This window comes from Faecalibacterium butyricigenerans, from assembly GCF_020687345.1.
Lineage (GTDB): Bacteria > Bacillota > Clostridia > Oscillospirales > Ruminococcaceae > Faecalibacterium > Faecalibacterium butyricigenerans.
This window is the reverse complement of the sequence record NZ_JAJEQL010000020.1, coordinates 14,640-40,681: the sequence shown is the minus strand read 5'-3', so window position 1 is coordinate 40,681 and position 26,042 is coordinate 14,640. Positions and strand designations below refer to the sequence as shown.

At 62.6% G+C, this 26,042-nt stretch carries 22 protein-coding genes and 1 tRNA gene; 10 read left to right on the top strand and 13 right to left on the bottom strand.

Features of this window, described 5'->3' with window-relative positions:
• The first annotated feature begins 266 nt into the window (after positions 1-266).
• The 5 genes from LKD23_RS08670 to LKD23_RS08650 all read left to right on the top strand — a co-directional run bounded on the left by LKD23_RS08670 (position 267) and on the right by LKD23_RS08650 (position 5,732).
• Positions 267-992: a YkgJ family cysteine cluster protein gene (locus LKD23_RS08670; protein WP_227621298.1), complete on the top strand. Its 726-nt coding sequence runs from the start codon at positions 267-269 to the stop codon at positions 990-992.
• A gap of 169 nt (positions 993-1,161) precedes the next feature.
• Entirely contained in the window at positions 1,162-2,190 is a 1,029-nt protein-coding gene (locus LKD23_RS08665; protein ID WP_227621297.1) for an ABC transporter substrate-binding protein, read from the top strand.
• A gap of 145 nt (positions 2,191-2,335) precedes the next feature.
• Positions 2,336-3,283 carry an ABC transporter permease gene (locus LKD23_RS08660; protein ID WP_227621296.1) on the top strand — a complete coding sequence of 316 codons (948 nt, stop codon included), beginning with the start codon at positions 2,336-2,338 and terminating at the stop codon, positions 3,281-3,283.
• Positions 3,276-4,070 (top strand): ABC transporter ATP-binding protein, encoded by a 795-nt coding sequence (locus LKD23_RS08655; RefSeq protein ID WP_227621295.1) that lies wholly within the window; start codon positions 3,276-3,278, stop codon positions 4,068-4,070. Before LKD23_RS08660 ends, LKD23_RS08655 begins: the two co-directional genes overlap by 8 nt.
• Before the next feature lie 273 nt (positions 4,071-4,343).
• Positions 4,344-5,732, top strand: coding sequence for an alanine/glycine:cation symporter family protein (locus LKD23_RS08650; protein WP_227621294.1), 1,389 nt, complete (start codon positions 4,344-4,346; stop codon positions 5,730-5,732).
• 40 nt (positions 5,733-5,772) lie between these two features.
• Here the strand turns inward: LKD23_RS08650 and LKD23_RS08645 are convergent, their stop codons facing one another.
• The 7 genes from LKD23_RS08645 to LKD23_RS08615 form a co-directional block, all read right to left on the bottom strand.
• Positions 5,773-6,987 (bottom strand): carboxynorspermidine decarboxylase, encoded by a 1,215-nt coding sequence (locus LKD23_RS08645; protein WP_227621293.1) that lies wholly within the window; start codon positions 6,985-6,987, stop codon positions 5,773-5,775.
• Positions 6,987-8,246: a saccharopine dehydrogenase family protein gene (locus tag LKD23_RS08640; protein ID WP_227621292.1), complete on the bottom strand. Its 1,260-nt coding sequence runs from the start codon at positions 8,244-8,246 to the stop codon at positions 6,987-6,989. Before LKD23_RS08640 ends, LKD23_RS08645 begins: the two co-directional genes overlap by 1 nt.
• A 38-nt stretch (positions 8,247-8,284) precedes the next feature.
• Positions 8,285-9,163, bottom strand: a complete 879-nt coding sequence (gene speB / locus LKD23_RS08635; protein WP_227621291.1) for an agmatinase — start codon at positions 9,161-9,163, stop codon at positions 8,285-8,287.
• Positions 9,160-10,020, bottom strand: coding sequence for a polyamine aminopropyltransferase (gene speE, locus LKD23_RS08630; protein WP_227621290.1), 861 nt, complete (start codon positions 10,018-10,020; stop codon positions 9,160-9,162). The genes speB and speE overlap by 4 nt, the downstream gene beginning before the upstream one ends.
• Before the next feature lie 10 nt (positions 10,021-10,030).
• Complete coding sequence (locus LKD23_RS08625) at positions 10,031-11,500, bottom strand: aminotransferase class I/II-fold pyridoxal phosphate-dependent enzyme (RefSeq protein ID WP_227621289.1); 1,470 nt, start codon at positions 11,498-11,500, stop codon at positions 10,031-10,033.
• Between the two features lie 696 nt (positions 11,501-12,196).
• Complete coding sequence (locus LKD23_RS08620; protein ID WP_227621288.1) at positions 12,197-13,285, bottom strand: sugar kinase; 1,089 nt, start codon at positions 13,283-13,285, stop codon at positions 12,197-12,199.
• 210 nt (positions 13,286-13,495) lie between these two features.
• On the bottom strand, positions 13,496-14,416 hold the full coding sequence (locus LKD23_RS08615) for a radical SAM protein (RefSeq protein ID WP_227621287.1): 921 nt from the start codon (positions 14,414-14,416) through the stop codon (positions 13,496-13,498).
• Between the two features lie 133 nt (positions 14,417-14,549).
• Here LKD23_RS08615 and LKD23_RS08610 point away from each other — a divergent pair, with 133 nt between their 5' ends.
• The 4 genes from LKD23_RS08610 to glpK all read left to right on the top strand — a co-directional run bounded on the left by LKD23_RS08610 (position 14,550) and on the right by glpK (position 20,534).
• Positions 14,550-16,556: a fructose-1,6-bisphosphatase gene (locus LKD23_RS08610; protein ID WP_227621286.1), complete on the top strand. Its 2,007-nt coding sequence runs from the start codon at positions 14,550-14,552 to the stop codon at positions 16,554-16,556.
• Between the two features lie 251 nt (positions 16,557-16,807).
• Positions 16,808-18,091: a UDP-N-acetylglucosamine 1-carboxyvinyltransferase gene (gene murA, locus LKD23_RS08605; protein WP_227621285.1), complete on the top strand. Its 1,284-nt coding sequence runs from the start codon at positions 16,808-16,810 to the stop codon at positions 18,089-18,091.
• Positions 18,092-18,205: 114 nt separating this feature from the next.
• Positions 18,206-18,997: an MBL fold metallo-hydrolase gene (locus LKD23_RS08600; RefSeq protein WP_227621284.1), complete on the top strand. Its 792-nt coding sequence runs from the start codon at positions 18,206-18,208 to the stop codon at positions 18,995-18,997.
• Between the two features lie 37 nt (positions 18,998-19,034).
• Positions 19,035-20,534 (top strand): glycerol kinase GlpK, encoded by a 1,500-nt coding sequence (glpK, locus tag LKD23_RS08595; protein WP_227621283.1) that lies wholly within the window; start codon positions 19,035-19,037, stop codon positions 20,532-20,534.
• A 76-nt stretch (positions 20,535-20,610) separates the two neighbouring features.
• On the opposite strand, the gene LKD23_RS08590 is transcribed toward glpK, so the two are convergent.
• The 6 genes from LKD23_RS08590 to LKD23_RS08565 form a co-directional block, all read right to left on the bottom strand.
• Positions 20,611-20,739: an oxaloacetate decarboxylase gene (locus tag LKD23_RS08590; protein WP_227621282.1), complete on the bottom strand. Its 129-nt coding sequence runs from the start codon at positions 20,737-20,739 to the stop codon at positions 20,611-20,613.
• A 13-nt stretch (positions 20,740-20,752) separates the two neighbouring features.
• Positions 20,753-21,883 carry a sodium ion-translocating decarboxylase subunit beta gene (locus tag LKD23_RS08585; protein WP_227621281.1) on the bottom strand — a complete coding sequence of 377 codons (1,131 nt, stop codon included), beginning with the start codon at positions 21,881-21,883 and terminating at the stop codon, positions 20,753-20,755.
• A 290-nt stretch (positions 21,884-22,173) separates the two neighbouring features.
• Positions 22,174-23,586: an Orn/Lys/Arg family decarboxylase gene (locus LKD23_RS08580; RefSeq protein WP_227621280.1), complete on the bottom strand. Its 1,413-nt coding sequence runs from the start codon at positions 23,584-23,586 to the stop codon at positions 22,174-22,176.
• 6 nt (positions 23,587-23,592) lie between these two features.
• Positions 23,593-25,044, bottom strand: coding sequence for a thioether cross-link-forming SCIFF peptide maturase (gene scfB / locus LKD23_RS08575; RefSeq protein ID WP_227621279.1), 1,452 nt, complete (start codon positions 25,042-25,044; stop codon positions 23,593-23,595).
• Positions 25,045-25,113: 69 nt separating this feature from the next.
• Positions 25,114-25,260, bottom strand: a complete 147-nt coding sequence (gene scfA / locus LKD23_RS08570; RefSeq protein WP_227621278.1) for a six-cysteine ranthipeptide SCIFF — start codon at positions 25,258-25,260, stop codon at positions 25,114-25,116.
• Positions 25,261-25,374: 114 nt separating this feature from the next.
• On the bottom strand, positions 25,375-25,659 hold the full coding sequence (locus LKD23_RS08565; protein WP_227621277.1) for a DUF2508 domain-containing protein: 285 nt from the start codon (positions 25,657-25,659) through the stop codon (positions 25,375-25,377).
• Between the two features lie 280 nt (positions 25,660-25,939).
• Here LKD23_RS08565 and LKD23_RS08560 point away from each other — a divergent pair.
• A tRNA-Gln gene (locus LKD23_RS08560) sits at positions 25,940-26,013 on the top strand.
• Positions 26,014-26,042 lie beyond the last annotated feature (29 nt).

Genomic DNA, 26,042 nt, shown 5'->3' with positions numbered 1-26,042 from the left:
GGTGTCAGCGCTTCAGCGCTGACGGAGAGGTTTTCCTTCCCCCCTCCGAGCCACGCAGGTTATCTGACCAAGTGACACTTTTCCATCGCTGCTATGTCGAAATATCCACTTGGCCAAGGGGGCCAAATGAGCGAAGCTGACCAAGTGGGTCACTTGGCCAATCCATGTCACTTGGCCAAACTGACCAACTGGGGAAATATAACGTATCTATATTATTAAATGGCCACTTGGCCATATAATTCACCACAGTATACAGGAGAGATCATATGCTCAAGGATTCACAGCTCGACCTCTGCGGACGGGTCGATTTTGCCCGCACGGCCCCGCTGCTGGGGCGGGACGAGGCGTTTTCCTTCGCCTGCGCAGGCTGCGGCGACTGCTGCCGGGGGCGGGAGGACATCGTGCTGTCGGGCTTCGACCTCTGGCGCATCGCGGCCCGCCTCCGCCTGCCGCCCCAGACCGTGGCCCGGGCCTTCTGCCGGGCGTCCATCGGGCCGGTGAGCCATCTGCCGGTGCTGCGGCTGGCCCCCGTGAAGGAGGAGCGGAACAACTGCCCCTTCCTCACCGAAGACCACTGCGCCATCCACGACGCCGAGCCGCTGGTCTGCGCCCTCTACCCGCTGGCGCAGGAGATCAGCCGGGAAGGGGAGGTGCGCTACTTTTTGCAGCCCACCGGCTGCGGGGGAACGGTCTTTGCGGCGCGGGTGGAGGACTATCTGGCCCGCTACGATGTGCCCGCCCGGGAAAAGACCGACGTCCGCTGGGCACAGACCTGCATGGAGCTGGAGGACGTGGTGGAGCCGCTGGACGCTGCCCTCGAGCCGCCGCTGCGCCGCCGGATGCAGGCGAAGCTCTGGCAGGCCCTCTATTTCCGGTTCGACTACGGGCGGGCCTACCTGCCGCAGCTGGAAGCAAACCTCGTCTGGCTGGACGAAGCACTGCAAAAACTGACGGAGTATCAGCAGAGAAGAAATGCCTATCGAAAAAAGTGATGGATAGATGCACTCTAATCGATAATTAGGGCCGAAAGAGCGTTGCCAACGGAGGGAAATCGTGCTATACTTCACGAGTGTAAAGCAGAGATCGCTCTGCTGGACATTGAAATGCGTGTTTGCGCGGCATCCTGTGGCCGCGTGAGCGAAAAATGAGGGAGTAATCATTATGCGTAAAATCACTCGTCGTTCGTTTCTGGCTGCCGCCGCTGTCTGCGGCGCTGCTGCTGCCCTGACCGCCTGCGGCGGCTCTTCTGCCTCCTCCGCAGCGGCTTCCTCTGTGGCAAGCTCTGCCGCAGCAGGCTCTGCTGCCGCTTCCGGCGACAGCTACACCGTCGGCATCTGCCAGCTGGTGCAGCACGCCGCGCTGGACGCTGCAACGCAGGGCTTTGAGGACGCTCTGACCGCAGAGTTCGGCGACAATGTGAAGTTCGACTTCCAGAACGCACAGGGTGATTCCGCTACCTGCGCCACCATCGCCAACGGCTTCGTCTCCGCAGGCGTGGACCTCATCATGGCAAACGCCACCCCCGCCCTGCAGGCGGCACAGTCTGCCACCAACGAGATCCCCGTGCTGGGCACCTCCGTCACCGAGTATGGCGTGGCGCTGGGCCTGAGCGACTTCTCCGGCACGGTGGGCGGCAACATCTCCGGCACCTCCGACCTCGCCCCGCTGGACCAGCAGGCCGATATGATCGTGGAGTGGATGCCCGAGGCCAAGAAGGTGGGCCTGCTGTACTGCTCCGCAGAGGCCAACAGCCAGTATCAGGTGGATGAGGTCCAGAAGTATCTGGAGGCCAAGGGCGTCACCGCGACCCAGTACGCCTTCTCCGATTCCAACGACCTGTCCTCCGTCTGCCAGAAGGCCGCTGACGAGAACGACGCCCTGTATGTCCCCACCGACAACACCGTCGCCGCCAACACCGGCATCGTGGACGGCATCTGCCGCCCCGCCAAGAAGCCCGTCTTCGCCGGTGAGGAGGGCATCTGCGCCGGCTGCGGCGTGGCGACCCTGTCCATCAGCTACTACGATCTGGGCTACACCACCGGCGAGATGGCCGTCAAGATCCTGAAGGACGAGGCCGACATCTCCACCATGCCCATCGAGTACACCGACGTGACCAAGAAGTACAACAAGGCCGTCTGCGACGATCTGGGCCTGACCGCCCCCGAGGGATACGAGGCGATCGAGGGCTGATAGGGGAATAACCTCTCCGTCACGCCTACGGCGTGCCGGAGAGGTTGAACCATAAATATAGCGGAGAAGGGCGTTTTCCCGCCTTTCTCCGCTTTCCCGTATCAAGCGGGAAAATAAAAAAGTGTAATTTACAGGAGGAATCATTTTGGAACTGCTTGCAAGACTGGCGAACCTGCCCGGCGCTCTGCCGGGTGCGTGCGCACAGGGCCTGATCTGGGGCATCATGGCCATCGGCGTTTACCTCACCTACCGCATCCTTGATGTGGCCGACCTGACTGTGGACGGCTCCTTCGGCACCGGCGGCGCAGTCTGCGTCATGTGCCTGCTGTCGGGGCAGAACGTCTGGGTGTCGCTCCTCGTGGCTGTGCTGGCGGGCCTTGCCACCGGCCTCGTCACCGGCCTGCTCCACACCTTCATGGGCATCCCGGCCATCCTTTCCGGCATCCTGACCCAGCTGGCCCTCTACTCCATCAACCTGAAGATCATGGGCAAGGCCAACCAGTCCATCAACGTGGACAAGTACGGCCTGCTCATCTCCCTGCGCTGGGTCAAGGAGTTTGCCCTCCACAACCCCATCATCATGGTCATCCTCGTGACGGCTGTGGTCATCGGCGTGCTGTACTGGTTCTTCGGCACCGAGCTGGGCTGCGCCATCCGCGCCACCGGCTCCAACCCCGCCATGTCCCGTGCACAGGGCATCAACACCAACTTCAACATCGTGCTGGGTCTGGCCGTCTCCAATGCGCTGGTGGCCCTGTCCGGCGCTCTCCTGAGCCAGTATCAGGGCTTTGCCGATGTCGGCATGGGCCGCGGCGCCATCGTCATCGGTCTGGCCGCCGTCATCATCGGCGAGGCGGTGTTTGGCCGCATCTTCCACAACTTTGCCCTCAAGATGATGTCCGTCTCGCTGGGCGCCATCATCTACTACATCGTCATCCAGCTGGTGCTGACCCTCGGCTTCGACGCAAACCTGCTGAAGCTCCTGAGCGCATCCGTCGTGGCCATCTTCCTCGCTGTGCCGTACTGGAAGGGCAAGTATTTCTCGAAGCCTGCGGCCAAGAAGGCAAACAAGGAGGGCGCAAAAAATGCTTGAGATCCAGAATGTTTCCAAGACCTTCAATGCGGGCACGGTCAATCAGAAGACGGCCCTGAACGGCCTGAACCTGAAGCTGAACGAGGGCGACTTCGTCACCGTCATCGGCGGCAACGGCGCGGGCAAGTCCACCATGCTGAACGCCGTGGCCGGTGTCTGGCCCGTGGACTGCGGCAAGATCGTCATCGACGGCGTGGACGTCACCCGCCTGAGCGAGCATCAGCGCGCCGCCTACATCGGCCGCGTCTTTCAGGACCCCATGACCGGCACTGCCGCCACCATGCAGATCGAGGAGAACCTCGCCCTTGCGGCCCGCCGCGGCAAGCCCCGCACCCTCCGCATCGGCATCACCAAGGCCGAGCGGGAGCAGTACCGCGAGCTGCTGAAGAGCCTCGATCTGGGCCTTGAGAACCGGCTGACCGCCCGCGTGGGCCTGCTGTCCGGCGGCCAGCGTCAGGCGCTGACCCTCCTGATGGCGACGATGAACAAGCCCAAGCTCCTGCTGCTGGACGAGCACACCGCCGCCCTCGACCCCAAGACGGCCCTGAAGGTGCTGACCCTCTCGGCCAAGATCGTCGAGGAGAACCACCTGACCACCATGATGATCACCCACAACATGAAGGATGCCATCAAGTACGGCAACCGCCTCATCATGATGCACGAGGGCCACATCATCTACGACGTCTCGGGCGACGAGAAGAAGAATCTGCAGGTCTCCGATCTGCTGGCAAAGTTCCAGATCGCCAGCGGAGGCGAGTTCGCCAACGACCGGATGATCCTGTCCTGATAAGCTCCACACCAAGCTCCTCCGCAAGGGGGAGCTTTTTGATTTTATAAGGAACCCGGGTTGCGGCTCCCAGCGTCTGCTTCGGCCCTTGGTACGGGCCTCGCATCCTGCTGGCCGCGGCCCCAACAACTCCTCCCTGTTTCCGCCGCTGGCGGCGGTCGTCGTCGTTGCTTTTTTCTCCTGAACTTCATGACAGTGATTTACAAATCGAACAAAATATACTATAATAGGGAGGCGACAATTTCACAATAGGAAGCACTGGGAGGAAATGCTGTGCTGATTCAACTCATCGAGGGCGTCTACCGCCTGCTGTGGGGCGACCTGCTCACCCTGCATCTGGGGAGCGTGACCCTCACGCTCTCCTTTATGGTCATCCTGCTGCTGACGGCGGGGGTGTTCTTCACCCTCCGCACCCGCCTGCTGCCGGTGCGTTTGTTCCGGGATATGCTGGCGGCGGTCTGCGAAAAGAACGACAAGGGCAAGGGCCTCTCGTCCTTCCAGACGCTGGTGGTGTCCACAGCCACCCGGGTGGGCATGGGCAATCTGGTGGGCGTCGTGGCGGCGGTGTCTGTGGGCGGCGCAGGCGCGGTGTTCTGGATGTGGGTGACGGCCCTGCTGGGGGCGTCCACCTCCTTCGTGGAGTCTGCACTGGCCCAGAAATATAAGCAGCCCGACCCCCTCTACGGCGGCTGGCGGGGCGGCCCGGCCTACTACATCCACACCCTCGCCGAGCGCAGGCGGGGGAAAAAGCTCCGCCGCTCGGTGACGGCCTGCCTGTTCGCGGTGTCGGGCCTCATCTGCTGGTGCGGCATCAGTCAGGTCGTCAGCAACTCGGTGAGCGAGGCGTTTCAGAACGCCTTCGCCATCCCGCCCCTGACGACGACGCTGGTGCTGACGGCGCTGGCGGCGGTCATCGTCCTGCGGAAGGAGGCCACCGTCAGGAGCCTTGACGTCATCGTCCCCATCATGGCGGGCTGCTACTTCGTCATGACCCTCTGGATCATCCTCACCCACCTGCCCCAGCTGCCCGGCGTTTTTGCCCGCATCTTCTCGGAGGCCTTCGGCCTGCGGCAGGCTGTGGGCGGCGGCTTCGGTGCAGTGGTGATGAACGGCATCAAGCGGGGCCTCTTCTCCAACGAGGCCGGCTCCGGCTCGGCCCCCTGTGCCGCCGCAGCCGCAGAGTGTGACGACCCGGTGAAGATGGGCCTCGTGCAGGCGCTGGGCGTCCTCATCGACACCATCGTCATCTGCAGCTGCACGGCCTTCGTCATGCTGCTGGCCCCCGGGAGCGTCACCGGCGGGCGGCAGGGCATGGATCTTTTGCAGGCGGCCATGGAGTATCATCTGGGCGGCTTCGGCGTGGTGTTCATCGCGGTGACACTGGCGCTGTTCAGCTTCTCCACCTTCCTCGGCATCCTCTACTACGCCCGCTGCAATGTGGCCTACCTCTTCGGCGACCGCTGGCTCTGGCAGACGGCCTACAAGGTGCTGGCGCTGGTGATGCTGGTGGTGGGCGGCATGGAGGCCTACACCGTGGTGTGGGACCTCGGCGATGTGGGCATCGGCCTCATGACCATCTTCAATATGCTGGCCCTCTACCCCCTGTCCGGCGAGGCCCTGACCGCCCTGCGGGAGTACGAAGCAAAAAAGAAGCTCAAGTAAACCAAAAAGCCATCGGCCCAGACAGCCGATGGCTTTCGTTTTATGCGCGGTGTCCCAGCCGCATCTTGAAGTCGTTGTAGCCGAACCGCACCAGCTCCCGGCAGGTGCCGTCCTCGGTCAGCGTCCAGATGGGTGGCAGAGGCATCCCGTTGAAGGTATTGTTCTTGCAGGTGGTGTAGATGGCCATATCGCCGAAAAGGAGCCTGTCGCCCTCGGTCAGGGGGGCGTCGAAGCTGTAGTCTCCCACGACATCGCCTGCGAGGCAGGTCGGCCCGCCGAGGCGGACGGTGACGCTCTTTTCGCCCGGCTCCCCTGCGCCCAGCAGAGGCGGGCGGTAGGGCATCTCGATGACGTCCGGGGTGTGGCAGGCGGCGGACATATCGAGGATGGCGAGGCTGGTGCTGCCGTTGTGCAGGGTGTCCAGCACCGTGGTGACGAGATAGCCCGCGTTCAGCGCCCACGCCTCGCCCGGCTCGAGATAGACCTGTACACCGTACTTCTCCTGCATCCGGGTGATGCAGGCTTCCAGCGTCGGAAGGGCATAGCCCGGGCGGGTGATGTGGTGTCCGCCGCCGAAGTTGAGCCACTTCAGGCCCGGCAGCAGGCTGCCGAACTTCGCCTCGACCGCGTCCAGCGTCAGGGCCAGCGCGTCGGCGTCCTGCTCACAGAGGGTGTGGAAGTGGAGACCGTCCAGCAGGGAAGAGAGGCCCGGCTGCTTTTCCAGCGCGGCATCCCACTGGGCGCGGGTGGTGCCGAGGCGGCTGCCCGGGGCGCAGGGGTCATAGATGGCGTGGCCCTCCTGCGTCGAGCACTCGGGGTTGATGCGCAGGCCCACGCTCTTGCCCGCAGCCTTTGCCGCCGGGCCGAACTTTGCCAGCTGGGCGGGGGAGTTGAAGACGACGTGGTCGGCGTAGTGGAGCAGCTCTGCGAACTCGTCCACCCGGTAGGCGGCGCAGAAGACGTGGTTCTCCTTCTGGGGCAGCTCCTCCCTGCCCAGACGGCTCTCGTAGAGGCCGCTGGCCTCCGTGCCCGCCAGATAGGGCGCGAGGAGGGGGTAGAGGTCGAAATTGGAGAAGGCCTTCTGGGCCAGCAATATCTTGCAGCCCGTCCGCTGCTGGACGCCCAGCAGGATCTCGCCGTTGCGGCGCAGCTGGGCCTCGTCCAGCAGATAGCAGGGGGTGGGCAGGGAAGCGAGGGCCGCTTCGGAGAGGTTTGCCAGCCCGGCGAAGGGCGGGCGTGTATCGAGCACCCGCATCAGTCCACCAGAGCCGGGCTGTGGCTCTCAGAGCGGGGCAGGCCGTACTTGTCCAGAGCGTCCAGATAGGGGTCCGGATCGAACTCCTCGACCGTGTGGACGCCCTTGGTGGTCCACTTGCCGGTCAGCAGCATCAGGGCGCCGCACATGGCGGGCACGCCGGTGGTGTAGCTGATGGCCTGCGAGCCGACCTCTTTGTAGCACTCCTGATGGTCGCAGACGTTGTAGATGTAGTAGGTCTTCTCCTTGCCGTCCTTCTTGCCGGTGAAGATGCAGCCGATGTTGGTCTTGCCCTTGGTGCGGGGGCCGAGGCTGGCAGGGTCGGGCAGGAGGGCCTTGAGGAACTGGATGGGCACGATCTCCTGACCGTTGAACTGGATGGGCGTGGTGGAGAGCATCCCCACGTCCTCGAGGCAGCGCATATGGTCGAGATAGCTCTGGCCGAAGGTCATGAAGAAGCGGATGCGCTTTGCCTCCGGGATGTTCTTGGCGAGGGACTCGATCTCCTCGTGGTGGAGCAGGTACATATCCTTCTGGCCCACCTTGTCGAAGTCGTACTCCCGCTTGATGCTCATAGCCGGAATTTCCACCCAGTGGCCGTCCTCCCAGTAGCTGCCGGGGGCAGACACCTCACGCAGGTTGATCTCGGGGTTGAAGTTGGTGGCGAAGGCATAGCCGTGGTCGCCGCCGTTGCAGTCGAGGATGTCGATGGTGTCGATGGTGTCGAACTCGTGCTTCTTGGCGTAGGCGCAGTAAGCCTGCGTCACGCCCGGGTCGAAGCCGCTGCCCAGCAGGGCGGTGAGGCCGGCCTCCTCAAACTTCTTGGCGTAGGCCCACTGCCAGCTGTAGTCGAAGTAGGCGGAGAAGCCTGCCTCCTTGCAGCGCTTCTCGTAGACGGCGCGCCATGCCGGGTCGTCGGTGTTCTCCGGCTCGTAGTTGGCGGTGTCCATGTAGTTGACGCCGCAGGCGAGGCAGGCGTCCATGATGGTCAGGTCCTGATAGGGCAGGGCGATGTTCATCACGAGGTCGGGCTGGTAGCTCTTGATGAGGGCGATGACCTCGTCCACATGGTCGGCGTCCACCTGCGCGGTGGTGATGCGGGTCATGGTCTTGGGGGCAAGCTCGGCGGCCAGCTTGTCGCACTTGGACTTGGTGCGGCTGGCGATGCAGATGTCGGTGAACACCTCGGGCACCTGGCAGCATTTGTGGATGGCGACGGAGGCCACGCCGCCGCAGCCGATGATCAGAACTTTGCTCATGATGGTTTCTCCTTTATGTCAAAATATTCATTCCTTCGTCAGGTCTGGAAGCCGGGCCAGCCCTTGTCCAGTGCGATGAGCAGCTCCCGCAGCACCTTGCAGGCCGTGGCCGTGGAGACGCCGGAGATGTCCAGCATGGGGGCCAGCTCGTTGAGGTCCGCGCCTACGATGTTGGCCTTGGCCACGGTGCGGATGGCGTCCAGCAGCTGCAGGAAGCTCACGCCGCCGGCCTCGGGGGTGCCGGTGCCGGGGAAGCAGGAGGGGTCGAGACAGTCGAGGTCGATGGTGAGGTAGACCGGCTCTTTGGTGGCGCAGAGCTGCTCGGTCAGCTCGGCAAGGCCGGTGAAGTCGAACTTGTGCATCTCGGTGTGCTGGGCGGCGAACTCGAACTCGGCCCGCTCGCCGCTGCGGATGCAGAACTGGTGGATGTGTCCGTCGCCCACCAGCTCATGGCAGCGGCGGAGGACGCAGGCGTGGCTCAGCTTCGCGCCGAGGTAGTCGTCCCGCAGGTCGGCGTGGGCGTCGAAGTGGATGATGTGGAGGCCGGGGTATTTCTGCGCCACGGCCCGCACAGCGCCCAGCGTCACCAGATGCTCGCCGCCCAGCAGGAGGGGCAGCTTGCCGTCCTTCAGGATCTCCGCCGCCCGGGCCTCGATGTCGGCGAGGGCTGCCTCGCTGGAGCCGAAGCAAAGCTCGAGGTCGCCGCTGTCGAAGACGTCGAAGTCGGTGAGGTCGGCGTTCTGGTAGGGGCTGTAGGTCTCGAGGCCGAAGCTCTCGTGCCGGATGGCCGACGGGCCGAACCGTGCGCCGGGGCGGTAGCTGGTGGTGGAGTCGAAGGGGGCGCCGTAGAGCACGATGTCGGCGGCGCGGTAGCTGCTGTCGCAGCCGATGAAGGTTTCAACATTGGGTGAGATCATTTGGGTTCCTCCACTTCGCGCAGCATCTCCTCGAGGAATGCCGGCAGATAGAAGGCTCCGACGTGGAGCCGGGTGGTGTAGTAGCGGGTGCGCAGGTTCAGCGCCTTCCATGCGTCGGCGTCGAGGTCGTCGATGGGGTGGTACTTCTTGCTGGCAAAGCCGAAGAGCCAGTAACCGGCGGCGAAGGTCGGGATATGGGCCTGATAGACCCGGCTGACCGGGAAGGTGGACGCGATGCGCTTGTGGCTGCGCTGCATGGCGCTGGCGTCCTCGGTGTAAAAGGGGCTGCCCTGCTGGTTGACCATGATGCCGTCCTCTCGCAGGGCATTGAAGCAGCTGCCGTAGAACTCCCGGGTGAACAGGCCCTCAGAGGGGCCGAAGGGGTCGGAGGAGTCCACGATGATGAGGTCGTAGTCAGCCTCGCAGCGGCGGATGTACTTCAGGGCGTTCTCGAAGTAGATGTGCACCCGGCGGTCATCCATCCGGCAGGCGTTGCCGGGCAGATAGGCGCGGCAGGCCTCCACGACCTGCGGGTCCATCTCCACGAGGTCGATGCGCTCGACCCGGTCGTAGCGGGTCAGCTCCCGCACCACGCCGCCGTCGCCTGCGCCGATGACGAGGATGTCCTTGGCCTCCCGGTGGACGGCCATCGGGACGTGGACGATCATCTCGTCGTAGATGAACTCGTCCCGCTCGGTGAGCATGACGTTGCCGTCCAGCGTCAGCACCCGGCCAAACTCGGGCGTCTCAAAAATATCGATGCGCTGGTAGTCGCTCTGCTTGGAGTAGAGCTGTTTGTTGACCCGGATGCTGTGCTTGACGTCCGGGGTGTGAAATTCCGAAAACCAAAACTCCATCTGCTTCTCCTTATGCCAGAACATTCAGGTGCAGGATGTCCGGGTCTTCCGGGCCGGTCATGCTGCAGCCTTTGGCCTTGGCGTACTCGATATAGTTCAGTATCTCCTTGGTGATGCGCTCGCCGGGGGCAAGGATGGGGATGCCCGGGGGGTAGCACATGACGAACTCGCTGCACACCATCCCCTCGGTCTCCCGGAGGGGCAGGCTCTTTTTGGGGGCGTAGAAGGCCTCCTGCGGGCTGGCGGCGACCACGGGGTCGATGTACTCCTGACTCAGCAGGCCCGCGCCGTCGGTGTGGTAGCGGCGCTTGATCTCGGCCAGCGCACTCACCAGACGCTCGATCTCCTGCGGGCGGTCGCCGATGGAGAGGTAGGCGAGGATGTTGCCGATGTCGCCGAACTCGATCTGGATGTCGTACTCATCCCGCAGGATGTCGTAGACCTCGATGCCGGCGAGGCCGATGTCCAGCGTGTGGACGCTGAGCTTGGTGGTGTCGAAGTCGAAGACCGAGTTGCCGTTGCAAAGCTCCTTGCCGAAGGCGTAGTAGCCGCCCACGGCGTTGATCTCCTCCCGGGCGTACTCGGCCATGTCGGCCACCTGATGGAACACCTGACGGCCCCGCAGCGCGAGGTTGCGGCGGGAGATGTCAAGGCTGGACATCAGCAGATAGCTGCCGGAGGTGGTCTGGGTCAGGTTGATGATCTGGCGCACATAGCCGGGGTGGACGTTGGGGCCGATGAGCAGCAGGCTCGACTGGGTCAGGCTGCCGCCGCTCTTGTGCATCGAGACGGAGGCCATGTCCGCGCCCGCCGCCATGGCAGAGACAGGCAGGCTGCCGCCGCCGAAGTAGAAGTGGGTGCCGTGGGCCTCGTCGGCGAGGCAGAGCATCCCGGCGTCGTGGGCCATCTTGACGATGGCGCGCAGGTCGGAGCAGATGCCGTAGTAGGTGGGGTTGTTCACCAGCACAGCCACGGCATTCGGATGCTCTTTGATGGCCTTTTCCACCTGCTCCCGCTTCATGCCCAGCGAGATGCCGAGGCGCTTGTCCACCTCGGGGTTGACGTAGACCGGCACCGCGCCGCAGAGCACCAGAGCGTTCAGCACGCTGCGGTGGACGTTGCGGGGCAGGATGATTTCATCGCCCCGCTTGCAGACTGTCAGCACCATGCTCTGCACCGAGCTGGTGGTGCCGCCCACCATCAGGAAGGCGTGGGCCGCGCCGAAAGCGTCGGCGGCCAGCTCCTCCGCCTCCCGGATGACCGATACCGGGTGGCAGAGATTGTCCAGCGGTTTCATGCTGTTGACGTCCACGCCCACGCACTGCTGGCCCAGAAAGGCCGTCAGCTCGGGGTTGCCCCGCCCGCGCTTGTGGCCGGGCACGTCGAAGGGCACCACCCGCATCTGCCGGAACTGTTCCAGCGCCTCGTAGATGGGTGCGCGGCGCTGGTCCAGCCGGAACCTTGTACGGTTCTCACTCATGTTTTTTCCTCCGTCCCTGATTCCTGTTACCCCCATGCGGACAAACAAAAAAGCGCAAGCCCTGCACGCGGAGTGCAGACTTGCGCTTTGAAAAACCGTTTGAATGCGCGGATAAATTCCCCGGGCAGAACACCGGAGCAGTATCACAGCAGGATTCAAAAGGACGGGATGACGAGAGTCTATATAGCAATTACACTTTTACTACTCTTATTGACCGTTTCACAAGTCTGCGCACGCTTTTTGCGCAATTTCATGGTTGTAAAGGAACCAACTTATAAAATATAGAGCTTAGCCACAGGATAGACTCTGCGGCAGGCGCTCCGACGCAGTGATGTGCGGGAGCGCAGTAACTCAATCAATAATGGCGGCTCACGCCGCCGGTCGGCAGTGGACCCGGCTGTCCGTATGGCCTTAGGGCGCAGCGGAAAAGTCGGCTCTTCCGGTGCACCTAGCCCCCATGGGCGGTCCAAGGTTAATTGCTTTCAAAAGACTTCGACACGCTTCGTCTCTCAAAATCGTCTGTATTTTATCATGGAGAAAAAGATTTGTCAATGTTCTGGCAGGAAGAGCCGGGAAATATTTCGGATAAGTCATACTTATCACATCCCGGTAGGGAGTGCTGATGCAGCAAAAAACGGCCCTGATACGCTTTTTGGGCGTACCAGAGCCGTTTTGCAGCCATCCTGCGCCGGGGCGTCAGCGCTTGATGTCGTAGTTCATGTTCATGAGGTTGCGGATGGTGCTGACATCGTCGGTGATGTTGGCATCGCCGTGGATGGTGTGCTTGATGGCGCTGCTGGCCACCGCAAAGTTGATCATGTCCATGGCCTTGTAGTCGTGGAGCATGGCGTAGATGAGGCCGCTGGCAAAGGCGTCGCCGCCGCCCACCCGGTCGAGGATGTTGAAGGTGAACAGCTTGCTCTCGAAGGTGTGGCCATCGTACCACATAAAGGCCTTCAGGCTGTTCTCGCTGCCGCTGTGGGCGTAGCGGACGTGGCGGGCGATGCAGGTGAGGTTGGGGTAGCGCTCGATGAAGTGCTGGAAGATCTCGTCCTGCTGCTCATAGCTGGGCTGCAGGGGCACGCCGTCCTTCCAGTCGCCCTTGGAGTGGTCGTTCTCGTCCTTCCAGAGGTGGTACGGCTCAATGCCCAGCAGCACGTCCACATAGGGCAGGCACTCGGTACAGAAATCGCGGGCCTCGTCCCACGTCCAGAGGGTGGAGCGGAAGTTGCCGTCGAAGCTGACGGTCAGGCCCTTCTTCTTGGCGACCTTGAGCATGTCGATGATGAGGCCGCGGCAGTTGGGGGCCAGAGCCGGGGTGATACCGCTCAGGTGCAGCCAGTCGAAGCCCTCCAGCAGGGCGTCCAGATCGACCTGAGAGAAATCGTACTCGGTGATGGCGCTGTGCTTGCGGTCGTAGATGACCTTGGAGGGGCGGATGCCGTAGCCGGTCTCGAGGTAGTAAGTACCCAGACGGTTGGAGGGAGTCTCATTCGGCTCGGTGAGGATCATGGGGGTGCAGTGGACGTCGTTGGAGCGCAGCCAGCGCACGGCGCTCTTGCCGAGGCTGTTGTTCGGCACGACGCTGAAGAAGGTGCTGTCCACGCCGAGGTTTGCCAGCGCAAGGGCGATGTTGGCCTCACTGCCGCCGTAGCTGGCTTCAAAATTCGACGCCATGCGGAGCTTTTCGTAGTTCGGCGGGGTCAGACGCAGCATGATCTCGCCGCAGGTGATAAACTTTTGTCCGGTGGTCTCATGGCCCAGAATGGGGTTGAAATGTTCCATAACGATCCTCCTGTTGCTCTTCTCGGGCATTGGCCCCCGGCCTCGCCTATACCATTTCGAGGCGGGGGACGTTTGGCGCTCAGCAGGGCAGCCAGACCCTGAATGACGCACATCGTTGTATCCATTATAGTGCTTTTGGGAGCGTTTTGCAAGGAAAAGAAAGACACCGCGAGAGAAAATTTGGCGGGATTTTTGTGTATCATGACGAAATCAAATGCCCGTCAGGTCAAAACTCGGGGTATACTCCTCCCGGGCGCTGCTCTTCTGCTGCATATAGCCGTCCGTCAGCCCCAAGTCCATGGCCCGGTTGACCACCCGGCGGTACTCGTAGGTGGTGATGCGCCGCCCGATGCCGTGGTCTGCGGCCTTGTAGAAGGGGGTGTACTGGCTCATGACGCTGGGGATGAAGCAGCCGGGGTCGGCCTGATTCCACGCGGCCATCTGGTCGAGGACGGCGAAGCTGTCGTCGATGTGGCCGGGCAGGGCCAGATGGCGGAGGATGACGCCTTTCTGCAAGATGCCCTCGCCGTCGAACACCGGGCGGCCCGCCTGCGCCATCATGGCCTCGATGGCGGGCTTGGCCTGTGCGAAGTAGTCCGGCGCAGCGGAAAGCTCGGCGGAGAGGGAAGAGGATACGTATTTCAGGTCGGCCAGCCAGATGTCGATGGAACCGCGCCACGCCTCCACGCTCTCCACCGTCTCGTAGCCGCCGGTGTTGCAGACGATGGGCAGATGCAGCCCCCCGGCCCGGGCGAGGTCCAGCGCGGCGATGATCCATGGCCGCCACTGGCCGGGGGTGACGAGGTTGATGTTGTGTGCGCCCTGCCGCTGCAGATCGAGAAAGATCTCGGCCAGATGCTCGGGCGTGATCTCCCTGCCCAGCCCCTCGGCGCTGATGGGGTAATTCTGGCAGAAGCAGCACTTGAGGGTGCAGCCCGAGAAAAACACCGTGCCGCTGCCCCGGGTGCCGCTGATGCACGGCTCCTCCCAGAAATGCAGGGCCGCGCGGGCGGCTTTCAGGGTACGGCCCGCCCCGCAGAAGCCCACCTGCCCGGCTGCGCGGTCGGCGCGGCAGCGGCGGGGGCAGAGGGTGCAGGAGGCCGGAGGCGTCACGGAAAGAATTTTAGGCATATCGTCCAACTCCTATGAGAAAGAATCATAATAAATTATCCGGGGCTATTATATCATTTTTGCCCCCGAAAGTGGTATACTAAGAATGAATATTGCATGTCATGCAAGAATACTACATGATCTGGAGGAAACCATGCGCACAGAAAACGAAGAGATCCGGGACAACCTGAAATATCTGAGCCTTCTGGCCCGGGACTATCCCTCGCAGGCAGCGGCTGCCAGCGAGATCATCAGCACGCAGGCGCTGCTCAAGCTGCCCAAGGGCACCGAACACTTCATGAGTGACCTGCACGGCGAGAACGAGGCGTTCGTACATATCCTGAACTCCGCCTCCGGCGTCATCCGGGAGAAGGTGGACATCGTGCTGGGGGATGCGGTGCCGGAGGATACCCGCGCCGAGCTGGCGACCCTCATTTATTACCCGAACGAGAAGCTGCCCCAGCTCAAGCAGCGCTGCGCCGACGAGGAGGCGCTGGAACAGTGGTACAGCGAGACCCTGCTCCGCCTCATCAACATCTGCCGTCTCGTCTCCTCCAAACACACCCGGGAGCACGTCCGGGCCTGCCTGCCCTCCAGCTGCGGCTACATTCTGGATGAGCTGCTCCACGCCCACTTCGAGGACCACGACAAGGACCTCTACTACGGCCAGATCGTCGGCAGCATCATCGAAAATGGCCGCGCCGATAAGTTCATCGTCCGCCTCTGCGAGCTGATCAAGCGGCTGGCGGTGGACAAGCTCCACATCGTGGGCGACCTGTTCGACCGCGGCCCCCGGCCGGACGTCATCCTCGACCTGCTGATGCGCCACCACGATGTGGACATCCAGTGGGGCAACCACGATGTGGTCTGGATGGGCGCTGCGGCGGGCAGCCCCATCTGCATCTGCACCGTCCTGAAAACGACCCTCTCCTACCACAATCACGGCATGGTGGAGGACTGCTACGGCATCAACCTCCGCCATCTGCAGCGGATGGCGGAGCAGTTCTACGGCGAGGATGACCTGACCATCTGGATGCCCCACACCGACGCCGCCCGCGGCCCCTACACCCCCGGGATGCTCCACCGCTGCGCCGTCATGCACAAGGCCATCACCATCCTGATGCTCAAGCTGGAGTGTCAGGTCATCGACCGCAACCCCGACTTCAAGATGGCGGACCGCGACTATTTGCGCCGCATCGACTGGGAGAAGGGCACCGTCGTGGTGGGAGGCAGGGAGTACCCCCTGCGGGACACCTCCTTCCCCACGGTAGACCCTGCCGACCCCACCGCCCTCAACAGCGATGAGAAGGTGGTGCTCCAGAAGCTGGTGCAGTCCTTCCGTCAGAGTGAGAAATTGCAGCAGCACGTCGAGTTCCTCTATGCCAAGGGCAGCGTCTACCACATCGAGAACGGCAACCTGCTCTACCACGGCGCGGTGCCCATGACCAAGAAGGGGACGTTCGCCGTGGAGCGGTTCGAGGGCCATGCCTACTCGGGCCGCGCCCTCATGGACTACTGCGACGAGCGCGCCCGCCGGGGCTATTTCGCCCCCGAGGGCAGCGCCGCCCGCCAGAGCGGACAGGATTTCCTGTGGTATCTGTGGTGCGGCAAGCTCTCGCCCCTGTACGGCCGCAGCGCCATGACCACCTTCGAGCGGCTGTACGTCTCCGACCCTTCGACCCACACCGAGGTGAAGGACCCTTATTATACATGGTACAACGAGGAGGCCGTCTGCCGCAGCATCCTCGCGGAGTTCGGACTGCCCGGCACCAGCCACATCGTCAACGGCCATGTCCCCGTGCAGGAGAAGAAGGGCGAAAGCCCCATCAAGGGCGGCGGACGCCTCGTGGTCATCGACGGCGGCTTCTGCCGTGCCTACCACGAGAAGACCGGCATTGCGGGCTACACGCTGGTCTATTCCAGCCGCACCATGTCCCTGCGTACCCACCAGCCTTTCGAGAGCGCCGAAAAGGCCGTGAATGAGAACCTCGACATCCTTTCCCAGAAGAACATCCTCGAGACGGAGAACCACCGCATCCTCGTGGAGGAGACGGACGAGGGCGAGGTGCTGCGGGAGAAGGTCCACGACCTCAAGCAGCTGGTCCGGGCCTATCAGCTGGGCTGGATCAAGGAGACCCACTGCGACGACAGCGTGTGGTGAGCGGCGCTTTTGTAAAATTTTCCTTAAAAAGAGACAAAATCGGAGGATATTCGAAAAGAAACTGGGCAAAACAGAAAATAATCGAGGAGCGTGCATTGGGGCTTTGCTTTTTGCTGGAAGTTGTGTATAATAAGATAGCTGTAAGTATACCGATTGGTTGTGAGCTTTGTACAGCGAGAAGGAATAAGCACCTTGAATAATTCATCTTTGGGGCCTGCGGGGAGCGGGCTTGTGACAAGGAGATCATAAAATTGGAAAAGTTTGTTATTACGGGCGGTAAGCCCCTGCACGGCGAAGTCATCATCTCCGGCGCGAAGAATGCGGCTGTGGGCATCCTGCCCGCTACGATCCTGGCGGCAGACGTCTGCGTCATCGAGAATCTGCCGGACATCAGCGATGTGGCGGTGAGCCTGAAGATCCTGAGCGTGCTGGGCGCGAAGGTGCGGATGCTGAACAAGAACACCTACGAGATCGACACCACCCACCTGACCGGCACCAACGTCCCGGATGACCTGTCCCGCCAGATGCGCGCCAGCTATTATTTCCTCGGTGCGCTGCTGTCCCGGTTCGGCAAGGCACAGGTGGCCATGCCCGGCGGCTGCAACCTCGGCCCCCGCCCCATCGACCAGCACCTCAAGGTGTTCAGCGCGCTGGGCGCAGACGACAGCGTGGACTACGGCATGATCACCGTCCACGCCGAGGAGCTGAACGGCGCACACATCTTCTTTGATAAGGTGAGCGTCGGCGCGACCATGAACGGGATGCTCTCTGCCGTGATGGCAAAGGGCCAGACCATCCTCGAGAACTGCGCCAAGGAGCCTCATGTCGTCGATCTGGCCAACTTCCTGAATATGTGCGGCGCAGACGTGCGCGGCGCAGGCACCGACGTCATCAAGGTGCGCGGTGTCGAGCGGATGCACGGCTGCACCTACAGCATCATCCCCGACCAGATCGAGGCCGGCAGCTATATGGTGGCCGCCGCAGCCACCGCCGGCGATGTGCTGGTGAAGAACGTCACCCCCAAGCACCTCGAGCCGATCACCGCAAAGCTCCGCCGTGCGGGGGTCGAGGTGGAGGAATTTGACGATGCTGTGCGGGTCCGCCGCACCGGCGACATCCTGCCCCTCAAGATCAACACCATGCCCCACCCGGGCTTCCCCACCGATATGCAGCCCCTGATGGGCGTCCTGCTCAGCGTGGCGAAGGGGACTTCCACCGTCACCGAGAGCGTCTGGGACAACCGTTTCCGCTATGTGGACGAGCTGCGCAAGATGGGCGCGAACGTGCAGGTGGACGGTCAGGTGGCCGTGTTTGAGGGCGTCGAGAAGCTTTCTCCCGCCCCGCTGCGCGCCTCCGACCTGCGTGCCGGTGCAGCGATGGTGGTCGCGGCCCTGATGGCCGACGGCACCAGCGAGATCGAGGAAATCGGCCACATCGAGCGCGGCTATGAGAACATCGTCGAGAAGCTGCGCGGCCTTGGCGCAGACATCGAGAAGGTGGAGCGGGTGCCCGCTGCACTGGAACAGGCTATGTAATTGAGAAAAACCTCTCCGTCATCGTTTGCGCGATGCCGCCTCCCCGAACAAGGGGGAGACGCTGCATCAACGGACGTAAAGCAGACGGAGAGGTTTTGTTTGTTGAGGTTTATCATGTCTGAATTTATCTCGCTTTACTCCGGTTCGTCCGGCAACAGCAGCGTGGTGCGCTGCGGGCAGCGGTATCTCATCGTGGATATGGGCAAGGGCGTCCGGACCACCGGCGCGGCTCTCAAGGCGGTGGAGCTGGACCCCGCCGACTGCGACGGCATCCTTGTCACCCACGAGCACAGCGACCATGTGAAGGGGCTTTCCACCTTCCTGAAAAAGCATCCGCTGCCGGTGTACGGTGCGGAGGAGACGCTGGGGTTTCTGGAGGAGAACCATGTCGTCCCCCCATCCTGCGATATGACGGCCCTGACGCAGGGCCGGGAAGCAGAGATCGGGGGATTCGGGGTCAAAGCCTTCCCCACCAGCCACGATGTGCCCTGCGTGGGCTACCGCATCCATACCCCCGACGAAAAGACCATGACCATCGCCACCGACCTCGGTGTGCTGACCCCCGTCGTACATGAAGCCCTCTCGGACTGCGACCTCGTGGCGCTGGAGAGCAACTACGACCTGCATATGCTCCGCAGCGGGCCGTACCCCTACTATCTGCGCGCCCGCATCGAGTCGGTGAGAGGGCACCTCTCCAACGACGAGTGCGCAGCCAAGCTGCTGGAACTCATTCAGGGGGGCTGCAAGAAGTTCGCGCTCTGCCACCTCTCGCAGGAGAACAACACCCCCGCGCTGGCCTTGCAGACCGTTTTTTCCACCCTCGGTGCGGCGGGCGTCGTGCCGGACAGGGAGTGCATCGTCCAGACCCAGCGGCGGAACGAGGTCAGCCCCGCGCTGGCGTTCTGAACCAGAAACCAAGAGCAGGAAAAGGAGAAAAGAGCCTATGTCGTACATCATGGCGCTGGACGCCGGAACCACCTCCAACCGCTGCATCCTGTTCAATAAGGCAGGCGAGATCTGCAGCGTCGCGCAGAAGGAGTTTGCCCAGTATTACCCGAAGCCGGGCTGGGTGGAGCACGATGCCAACGAGATCTGGGCCACCCAGCTGGGCGTGGCCCTCTCGGCCATGAACAAGATCGGTGCCCGGGCGGAGGACATCGCCGCCATCGGCATCACCAACCAGCGGGAGACGACCATCGTCTGGGATAAGGAGACGGGCGAACCGATCTGCCACGCCATCGTCTGGCAGTGCCGCCGCACCAGCGAATACTGCGACGAGCTGAAGGCCAGAGGGCTGACGGAAAAGTTCCGGGCCAAGACCGGACTCATCCTCGACGCCTATTTCTCGGCGACCAAGCTCAAGTGGATCCTCGATAACGTCCCCGGTGCACGGGAAAAGGCCGAGGCGGGCCAGCTGCTCTTCGGCACCGTGGAAACGTGGCTCATCTGGAAGCTGACCTGCGGAAAGGCGCACATCACCGACTACTCCAACGCCAGCCGCACCATGATGTTCAACATCCACACGCTGGAATGGGACGACGAAATCTTGCAGGAGCTGAACATCCCCAAGCAGATGCTCCCCAAGCCGATGCCGTCCAGCGGCTTTTACGAGTACGCCGACCCGATGCACTTCGGCGGCGAGATCAAGATCGCCGGTGCGGCGGGCGACCAGCAGGCGGCCCTCTTCGGCCAGACCTGCTTTGCCTCCGGCGAAGCCAAGAACACCTTCGGCACCGGCGGATTTCTGCTCATGAACACCGGCGAGACACCCGTCACCTCCCGGAACGGCCTCGTGACCACCATCGCGTGGGGCCTCGACGGCAGGGTGGATTACGCGCTGGAAGGCTCGATCTTCGTGGCCGGTGCAGCCATCCAGTGGCTCCGCGATGAGCTGCGCCTGCTGGAAGAGGCCCGGGACTCGGAGTACATGGCCCGGAAGGTCCGGGACACCAACGGCTGTTACGTCGTGCCGGCCTTCACCGGCCTCGGCGCGCCCCACTGGGACCAGTACGCCCGGGGCACCATCGTGGGCCTTACCCGGGGCTGCAACAAGTACCACATCATCCGGGCCACGCTGGACAGCATCTGCTATCAGGTCAACGATGTCCTCCACGCCATGGCGGCGGACTCCGGCATCGCCATGAAGTCCCTCCGGGTGGACGGCGGCGCGTCGGCCAACGACTACCTCATGCAGACGATGGCCGACCTCAGCGACCTCGAGGTCAAGCGGCCCTGCTGCGTGGAGACGACGGCGCTGGGCGCGGCTTATCTGGCGGGCCTTGCCGTGGGCTACTGGCAGTCCACCGAGGACATCACCCGCAACTGGTCGGTGGACCGCGTGTTCCAGCCGGCCATCTCCGAGGAGGAGCGGGCGAAGCGGATCAAGGGCTGGAACAAGGCCGTCCGCTGCGCTTACCACTGGGCGAAGGACGAAGAAGAGTAAGAACGAAAAAAGCCTCCGGCTCTGCACACTGGGTGCAGCCGGAGGCTTTTTGTATTATCGCATCAGGGATGGGGGGTCATTTCCGCCCGGTCAGCCGGTTCAGCAGCATCACGGCCAGAACGATGACGCCGATGACGAGCACGATGCCCAGCATTCCGATGACCATGATGGGCAGGGTGGTCATCCAAGAAGTAAGATGAAGCATTTCAGTCCCTCCTTTAGCTCATCAGGGTCAGGATCAGTCCGCCTGCGATGACGGAGGCGATCTGGCCCGAGACGTTGACGCTGATGGAGTACATCAGCAGGAAATTCTGGTTGTCCTCCTCGAGGCCCATGCGGTTGACGACGCGGCCGCTCATGGGGAAGGCCGAGATGCCCGCTGCGCCGATCATGGGGTTGAGCTTCTTGTCTGCCGGGAGGAAGAGGTTGATCAGCTTGGCGAAGAGGACGCCGCCGGCGGTGTCAAAGACGAAGGCCACGAGGCCCAGCGCAAGGATGAGCAGGGTGTCGGGCCGGACGAACTTGTCTGCCGTCATCTGCCCGGCCACGGTCAGGCCCAGCACGATGGTGATGAGGTTGGCGAGGATGTTCTGGGCCGTCTCGCTCAGGGCGTTCAGCACACCGCACTCCCGCAGCAGGTTGCCGAACATCAAGAAGCCCACCAGTGCCACGCTGGCCGGGGCCACGAGCCCTGCGATGATGGTCACGACGATGGGGAAGAGGATCTTGGTCAGCTGGCTGACGCTGCCCTTCTGGTAGGCCATCCGGATGCGGCGCTCCTTCTGGGTGGTCAGCAGCTTGATGACCGGCGGCTGGACGATGGGGACCAGCGCCATGTAGCTGTAGGCCGCCACCATGATGGCGCCGAGGTACTGGGAGTTGAGGGTGTTTGCCACAAAGATGGCCGTGGGGCCGTCTGCTGCACCGATGACGGCGATGGAGGCTGCGTCCTTCAAATCGAAGAAGAAGCCTGCGAGGAAGAGGGTGAAGAAGATACCGAACTGTGCTGCCGCGCCGAAGAGCATCAGCCACGGCTTTTCCAGCAGCGGGCCGAAGTCGATCATCGCGCCGATGCCGATGAAGAGCAGCAGGGGAAACAGCTCGTTGGACATTCCTGCCTCAAACAGAGCCGAGATGGGGCCGACGGTGTCGCCCTGTGTGATTGCGCCCGACAAGGGCAGGTTGACGAGGATGGCGCCGAAGCCCATCGGAAGAAGCAGGCTCGGCTCCATTTTTTTTGCGATGGCAAGGTAGATGAGGAGCGCGCCGATGCCCCACATCACCACCATCTGCCATGTCAGGTTCCCGAAATTAGAGAACAGACTGGCGAATGCATTCCAGAATTCCATGTCATTGCCTCCTTTGAAATTTGCGGTGCAATGACGAAAAAAAGAGACTTCAGCCACAGCACCAGATACTGTGACAAAAGTCTCAAGCGAACGCATGACATCGGGCATTTCTGCCGTGCTGACGCTGTCATGCAGCACCCCCATAAGGCGGGATGCCCTTTACTCCCTTTTATCCAGACTATTAAACCAGAACCGGAGAGGATTGTCAAGGAAAATGCGGGGTTCTTAGCCGATTTTTAACACTTGGGGGACACAAAAGGCCGGGCAGACAGCCGCCCGGCCTTTTGGAGTCAATCTTTTACGACGGCCACCCGCCCGATGCCATAGCGGGCAAAGAGGGGGAGAGCCTGCGCCGGGATGATCTCGCCGCTGACCACGATGGGGACAGCGGGCGGACAGGAGACCGCCGGTGCGGCGCAGATGCGGCCCACAGCCTCGGCAGCGGGCACCATCTCCTGTGGGGCGAGGACGGCCTCCCGGATGGCGGCGGGGCGGGGCTGCGCCTGAAGCGCCTCAGCCAGAGCCGCAAAGGCGGCGGCGTCGCTGTCCGAAGCGGGCGCAGCGGAAGATGCTTCGGCACAGAGAGCGTGGAGCGCTTTCTGGAGACGGGCGAAGTCCTCGGCGGAACTCTCGGGGGAGGGCATCAGCACCAGATAGCGGGGGTCGGCATACTCGCACTCCACGCCCTGCTCCCGCAGAGCCTGCGCCAGCTGCTGGCCCGAGAGGCCCAGCACGGCGGCGTCCAGCGTCAGCTTGAGCGGCTCACGGTGCGCCCCGGTGAGGGGGAGGGCCAGCCCGGGCCGGAAGGCATCCAGCTCCCGGCAGAGCATCCCCAGACGCCAGCGGCAGAGGGCCAGCTTCTCCCGGAAGTCGTCTGCCAGCCGCGCATTGGCGGCGTCCAGCGACTGTAAGATGAGGTAGGACGGGCTGGTGGAGCCGAAGAGGGCCAGCGCATTGCGTACAGCAGCTTCGTCGGCCTGCACCGACGGCCCGAGGTGGAGATAGGCCCCGCCGGTGAGGACGGGCAGGGTCTTGTGGGCCGAGTCACAGCAGAGGTCGGCACCCAGCTGGATGGGGTGGCGGCTGCCCTCCTTCAGAAAGTGGAGGTAGGCCCCGTGGGCGTTGTCCACCAGAAGGGGGACGCCGTGGGCGTGGCATACCGCCGCCAGCCCGGCGATGTCCTGCACGAAGCCCAGATAGTCCGGGCTGGTGAGGTAGACGCCGAAGGGGGTACGGCCCTCGGCGGTCAGCCCGTCCAATGCGCAGGCGAGGGCCTCCGGCTCCACAGGGCAGGTGCAGAGCGCCCCGGCGGCGTCCGGCGCGGGCCAGAGCCACTGGATGTCGAAGTCCAGCAGGGCGGCTGCGTAGAGCAGGGCCTTGTGGGCGTTCCGCGCCGCCAGCAGGACGGGGCGGGATGCCCCCGCAGGCTGCATCTGGAGCGCAAGGTGGAGCATGGCCCGGATGCACTGGCTGCTGCCCTCGGTGCTGTAACAGGTGCGGGCGGTGCCGAAGAGCTGCGCGGCGTTGGCCTCGCTCCGGGCGATGATGCCTTCGGCCTCGTACAGCTCGTCCGCGCCCGCAATTTCGGTGATGTCCAGCGCCTCACAGCCCAGCGGGCCGCGGCCCTTGTGGCCCGGCATATGCATCCGGGTGGTGCGCTGCTGGGCGTAGCGGCGGACAAAATCAACGATGGGAGTGTCCATAGGCGCTTATTCGCAGGCTTCGCCGTCTGCGCAGGCGTTGCAGGTGGTGCCCAGCTCGATGGGCACCTCGATGCCCTGCGCGGCAAGCTCCTGATTTTCGGCGACCTTGATCATGATGGCGCACTCGATGCGCTTTTTGAACAGCTCACAGCCGTACTCGTAGACGCCGGTGATGCTGCCGGTGGCGTGGTAGGCGTTGGCCGCGCAGCCGCCGGAGCAGTAGAGCTTGGCCCAGCAGTCCTTGCACTCCGGGCGGGCGTAGGCGTTGCAGTGCTTGAACTCATCCCGCACGGCGGTGTTGGTGACGCCCTTCCAAATGTCGCCCATCAGGTACTTGGGGTCGCCGACGAACTGGTGGCAGGGGTAGAGGTCGCCCCACGGGGTAACGGCCATGTACTCGGTGCCGGAGCCGCAGCCGGAGATGCGCTTGTAGATGCAGGGGCCGCCGGTGAGGTCGATCATGTAGTGGTAGAAGGTGAAGCCCCGGCCCTCGCGGTCGCGCTTGATCATCTCTTTGGCCAGGATCTCGTACTGCTCCTTCAGGATGGGCAGGTCCTCGGCGGTGAGGGCGCTGGGGTCGGTGGGCTTCGAGACCACCGGCTCCATGCTCAGCTCGGTGAAGCCGAGGTCGGCCATGTGGAAGATGTCGTTGGTGAAGTCGGTGTTGTAGTGGGTGTAGGTGCCGCGCATATAGTAGTTCTTGTCGCCGCGCTTCTTCACGAACTCCTGAAATTTCGGGACGATGGCGTCATAGCTGCCATGGCCGGCGTAGTCCTTGCGGAAGCGGTCGTGGACCTCCTTGCGGCCGTCGAGGCTCAGGACGACATTGTGGCACTCCTTGTTGCAGAAGTCGATGACGTCGTCGTCGATGAGTACGCCGTTGGTGGTCATGGTGAAGCGGAAGTTCTTATTATGAATTTTCTCCTGCTCGCGGCAGTAGGCCACCAGCTTTTTCACCATGTCGAAGTTCATCAGCGGCTCGCCGCCGAAGAAATCGACCTCGAGGTTGCGGCGGGTGCCGGAGTTCTCGATGAGGAAGTCCATGGCCCGCTTGCCCACCTCGAAGCTCATCAGGGCGCGGTCGCCCTGATAGCGGCCCTGCGAGGCGAAGCAGTAGGAGCAGTTGAGGTTGCAGGTGTGGGCGACGTGGAGGCAGAGGGCCTTCACCACCGTCTGGCGGTTCTTGAAGTCGAAGGCCATGTTCTCGTAGACGTCGGGTGCCCACAGCTTGCCTGCGGACTCCAGAGAGGCCACATCCTCGAGGCACTGGCGCAGGTCGGCCTCGGTGACGTCGGGGCGGGAGCCGTACTTGGCCAGCAGAGCGGCCACGATCTCGTCGGCAGAGTGCTCTTTGTACATCGCAATGGCGTCGTAGGCCACGTCGTCCACGACGTGCACCGAGCCGCTGCAGGTGTCCAGCACGATGTTATATCCGTTCAGTTGATACTGGTGTACCATTTCATTCTCCAATCTATTGTTGCCATAAAAAAATGCCGCCCTGCAAAGGCGGCATAGGGTCTGCAATGATTACTTATTGCTGTTCTCGCACTGCTGGTTTGCGACGCCGCAGGAGGTCTTGCAGGCAGACTGGCAGGAAGTCTGGCACTCGCCGCAGCCGCCGGTCACGACGCTCTTGGTCAGGTCACGAGTAGCGATAGTCTTAATACGTTCCATAATTGAAAACCTCTCTAAGCTCCAAAGTTTTGCATACAGCGCTCTGTATACAGTGTTATCTTTATGTATGATAACACGATGTTGGGATTCTGTCAAGATTCCGCGCGGCGTTTTTTAGCCCAGAGGCTGATACTTTTTCAGGATGGTGTGCAGCCCCAGCTCCCGGGCGCGGGCCAGCAGGTAGCGGTAGCGGCACAAAAGGGCCTGCCGCTCGTAGATGCGCTGTTCGATGAGGTCGGAGTCCACCTCGAGGTCGAACATCATCGCGTTCCGCCGCAGGCAGAACAGGCACTCTTTCAGTTCTTCCTCCAGCTCGGGGTCGTAGCGCTCGTGCTCGCTGTCGCGGGGGATACGGGGCGAAAGCAGCGTCTGGGCGGTCTTGGGGTGGGCTTGCAGCATAAGGCGTCCTCCTTTTGAAGTTTGTGTACCATAAAATAAAAATGGCAGAATAACATAGTTTACTTTATTATATGGTGCAGAGGACGCGGAAAATGCTGGATTCTGGTCGGCACAAAAAGAGACCGCCGCCTCCGGGTGCAAAGGACGAAAAATTATCTCGGAAGTGCGTCTGTTTCCAAAAATCCGCAAATTTTTTCAGATTTCCGCTTGACAAAGCGCCCGGAGGCGGGTATAATAGCACACGTTGACCGGCTCAACGCCGCGAAACAAAACCGAATAATGGGGATTTGCATAGTGGTAGTGCGGTAGACTCTGACTCTACTTGTGGGAGTTCGATTCTCTCATCCCCAACCAAGAAGCCATCTGATTCGCTCAGATGGCTT